This is a genomic window from Pantoea sp. 1.19 (genome assembly GCF_001922585.1).
GTDB lineage: Bacteria > Pseudomonadota > Gammaproteobacteria > Enterobacterales > Enterobacteriaceae > 1-19.
In genome coordinates, this window is sequence record NZ_MRBS01000031.1 from 1 (window position 1) to 1,279 (window position 1,279).

Consider the following 1,279-nt stretch of genomic DNA (forward strand, 5'->3'; position numbering starts at 1 on the left):
AGCAGGACGTGGTGATTTTTCAGGACAGCCAGCAGCAGTATGAATTTGGCGTCACGCTGCCCCTGCGCAACCCGGCCGGGATGAGCGACGGCGGGCGGGAGAGCCTCTGGGATATTCAGACCGCCTGTAACGTGGTCAGCGCAAGCGTGGCCACCCGGGACTACAACTACCGCGAAGCCCTGACGCCGCAGGACAGCGCCGAAAGCATCTTCAGCAAGGAAGGGATCACCACCGGGGAAACGTACCACTATGCGGAGCCCTTCCTGACGGCGGGTGACGCTGAAAGCACCGAGACCGGRGCCTACTTCGCCCGTCTGCGTCACGAACGCATTCTGAATGCGCAATATCACGTCACCGGGCACTCCTCCAGCCCTCATCTGGCTCCGGGTCAGGTGCTGGAAACGGACGGCAGGCTACCCGATATCGTGAAAGACGGCATCGTCATCACCACCGTGCGCCGCAGCGGTTCGCGCAAGCGTCGCTTTACGCTGACGTTTGAGGGGATCCCCTACAGCGAAACCGTCTGCTGGCGTCCGGCACTGCTCAGTCGCCCGGTGATATCCGGCTCGCTGCCGGCCCGGGTGGAGAGCRCACAGAAAGGCGACACSTRTKCCTGGCTCGACCCGGACGGGCGCTACCGGGTAAGGCTGGACTTTGACCGCAGCAGCGCTGAGCAGGGCTATGCCTGTGTGTGGCTGCGGCTGGCTAAGCCCTATGCCGGCGATACSTACGGCTTCCACTCGCCGCTTCTTGACGGAACGGAGGTGGCCGTGGTGTTTGACGGTGGGGATCCGGATCGGCCCTACATCGCCTATGCCCTGCATGACTCAGAGCATCCGGACCACGTCACCCGCGACAACCATACGCGCAACGTGTGGCGCACGCCGGCGAACAATAAGCTGCGGATGGAGGATAAGCGCCAGGMAGAGCACATCAAGCTCGCGACGGAATACGGCAAAACGCAGCTGAACCTGGGCCACCTGGTCAACGGCCAGCGTGAAAAGCGCGGGGCCGGTTTTGAACTGCGAACGGATGAGCATGGCGCAGTCCGCGCGGCAAAAGGGCTGTTCCTGACGGCGGATGCCCAGGCCAAAGCGCAGGGGCCGGTGCTGGAAATGGCCCCTGCGATAAACCAGATTAACCAGGCCAACCGCCAGATGCAGGCCCTGAACGGCGCCGCCGAAGCGGCCGGCGCGCTGGTATCCGATATCAACACGCAGATAAGCCTCGTCACCGACAGAATCAAAGACCTACAGTCAGCGGTCCTGCTGTGCAGCGC

General features: G+C 63.2%; 1 protein-coding gene. It reads left to right on the forward strand.

All coding sequences use genetic code 11. The features are described 5' to 3' along the window. Positions 1–1,279 (forward strand): type VI secretion system Vgr family protein (locus BS626_RS17965; protein ID WP_139308879.1); only part of this gene is annotated, 1,279 nt, incomplete at both ends.